A 2,358-nucleotide genomic window follows, 5' to 3' on the forward strand; every position below is an offset into this window, starting at 1 on the left:
GCCGCCGCTCGGCCATTGCCGCAACGACGCGCCCAGACTCGAAGTTCCGCCGCCGTCATCTTTTCCGATATCTTGAGCCTACCGAACATGGTTCCCCCTGTATCTGGTGGAACCCCAGTGATTCATGGTTGCCGCTGGTTGGCAAGCCCCGCCGAGTCAGATCGAGCGTTCGCCGGTATTATAGGCCACCGGGATCTCGATGACCTTGAGGTCGGGGCGATCCTTCTCGACATGGGTCTTGAACAGGCGGACATCGTCCTCGCTGGTGGTGGCGGCAAACAGCATCACCAGATTGTTCAGGGCGTCGTACAGGTTCTCGGGCTTCTTGACCTGCTTGATGTCAAGGATGCGGCTGCCCCACACCTCTTCCAGGTCGGGATGGTTGGTCAGCAGATCCTGGAAGTTGACGGTATCGACGGTGGCGCCCTCGCAATAGGTCTTGTCGCCGATCGTCACCGGGTCCTCGATATAGGGCAGCGCCGAGCAGGCGCACAGGGTTTCGGCCCGGATCTTCTGGTATTTGGGATTGAGGTTGGAAAACAGCTCGAGCCGGTCGTCGGTTAGATTATAGGCGTTGTGGTAGATGGTGGGCCGCCCCGGCTCGCTTAAGCGGCTAAAGTCGATCTGGGCCAGGAAGGCGCTGTCGGGGTAATAGATGCGCGACAGGCCCTTGGTCTCGCTCTTGTAGATCAGGCTGGTCAGGAAGCGCGACCACGGATTGACCGCCAGGATCTGGTTCAACACCAAAGTGTTGACGTTGGCCATCGACCATTGGCGGGGGTCCGAGGCGAAACGCAAAATCTCCTGCCAGGCCTCAAGGATCGCCTCGGGCACCACCAGATTGTGGTAGCTGGCCGGATTGAGCATGAACGACACCGAGTTGCGCAGGCTGGCCTCGAAATCGGGCGCGAAGGCGGCGGCGACCGGGAAACGGTCATAGACATTGTCGGGACGGAAGATGCCGCGAAAGAACTTCTCGGCGACCTCCGCCTCGTGGCCGATATCGGCCTGATTCCACACGATGCCCAGCCACGCGCCGATGCACGACAGCGTCCACACGTCGAAGCGGATATCGGGCTCCTGGTGCAGGCGCTTCAGCGCGCCCAGGCTGATTCCCACCGCCGGCCCACCGCCAGCCAACGCAATCGCACGCTTCATAACCAACCCCCGTCTGCGCACTTCTACTTGGGCATGTAGTCAGCAAGCTATTCAGTCGCAACGCCTGCAGTGGTATGGGGTCATATGCCCGTTGGGCTAGATCAATCCGCGATCAGATAGGTGACCATCAGGCCACCCAGGATGGCGATCAGCATGCCGGAAAAGAAGCCGCGCCAGCCCTTGTCGGCCCGGCGCAGGTCCAGGAAATGGTCCAGCACGGCGCGCGCCTTGAAGTATGACGCCACCAAGGCGATGGCGGCGGCCACCAGTCCGGCTTCGGTGTGGCCGAAGACAAGCACGGCGGTCAAGGACACCAGGGTCAGCCCGACCAGCAGTGCCCAGGCACGGACCAGACGGCGGCTCCACTCGGCTTGGCTTTCGGCATTGGTCATCAGCGCACCAGATAGACGATGGGGAACAAGATCAGCCAGATCAGGTCGACCATGTGCCAGAAGGCCGCCCCGGTTTCCAGATTGTCGACCGAATTGCGCCAGCCGACGATGGCCAGCACCACCAGGCCCATCACCACATGCAGGGCGTGGAAGCCGGTCATCAGATAGAACAGGGTGAAGAAGGTGTTGGTCTCGATGTCGATTCCATGGGCCGCCTTGTCGGCATATTCGACGCCCTTGACCACCAGGAAGGCGAATCCCAGCACGCCCGCCGCCAGCAGCCAGCGGCGCGACGCCGCCCCTTGGCCGGCGTGCCCGGCCTGCACCGCCTTGGCCGCCAGCCAACCGCTGGTGACCAGGATCAGGGTGTTGAGCCCGCCCAGACGCAAATCCAGCATCTCCTGGCCGGCGCGGAACATCTCGACATCCAGGATGCGGGCGGCGCCGAAACCCAGGAAGAAGGCGCCGAACACCAGCAACTCGCTGATGATCAGCACCCACATGATGGGATTGCCGGGCAGGTTGGACAAAGCGCCCCATTCCCGGGCCGCCGCATCGGGCGATGATGTGGTGTCGGTCATGGCGCCACCCTAGAAGACGGCCATTCCCGACCCATTGATTGCGGTCAAGCGCATCAGGAATGGCTGATATGCCCAACCGGGAGTAGCCAGCCGAAGCCGTTCGGCGCACCATCGCCCAATGTCCCGAGGACGGCAGGGGGGGGGAACCATCATAGGCGTTAACATAGCCTGGACAGGCGGGCGTGAGCGTGATTCAAGATGGAATGACTCATCCATCATGCCCCCCT

3 protein-coding genes are annotated in these 2,358 nt (G+C 62.2%); all 3 read right to left on the reverse strand.

What is annotated here, in order from left to right:
* Window positions 1–156 precede the first annotated feature (156 nt).
* On the reverse strand, window positions 157–1,158 hold the full coding sequence (locus A6A05_RS02750) for a patatin-like phospholipase family protein (protein ID WP_245644168.1): 1,002 nt from the start codon (window positions 1,156–1,158) through the stop codon (window positions 157–159).
* A gap of 101 nt (window positions 1,159–1,259) precedes the next feature.
* Window positions 1,260–1,550 (reverse strand): cytochrome C oxidase subunit IV family protein, encoded by a 291-nt coding sequence (locus tag A6A05_RS02755; protein ID WP_068497238.1) that lies wholly within the window; start codon window positions 1,548–1,550, stop codon window positions 1,260–1,262.
* Window positions 1,550–2,131 carry a cytochrome c oxidase subunit 3 family protein gene (locus tag A6A05_RS02760; RefSeq protein ID WP_068497241.1) on the reverse strand — a complete coding sequence of 194 codons (582 nt, stop codon included), beginning with the start codon at window positions 2,129–2,131 and terminating at the stop codon, window positions 1,550–1,552. The genes A6A05_RS02755 and A6A05_RS02760 overlap by 1 nt, the downstream gene beginning before the upstream one ends.
* Window positions 2,132–2,358: the final 227 nt, after the last annotated feature.

This window comes from Magnetospirillum moscoviense (genome assembly GCF_001650635.1).
GTDB classification, from domain to species: Bacteria; Pseudomonadota; Alphaproteobacteria; order Rhodospirillales; family Magnetospirillaceae; genus Magnetospirillum; species Magnetospirillum moscoviense.

Bases quoted from the DNA above. Each gene is read 5' to 3' on its own strand.
- A6A05_RS02750 (WP_245644168.1), bottom strand. From the start codon at position 1,158: ATGAAGCGTGCGATTGCGTTGGCTGGCGGTGGGCCGGCGGTGGGAATC.
- A6A05_RS02760 (WP_068497241.1), bottom strand. From the start codon at position 2,131: ATGACCGACACCACATCATCGCCCGATGCGGCGGCCCGGGAATGGGGC.
- A6A05_RS02755 (WP_068497238.1), bottom strand. From the start codon at position 1,550: ATGACCAATGCCGAAAGCCAAGCCGAGTGGAGCCGCCGTCTGGTCCGT.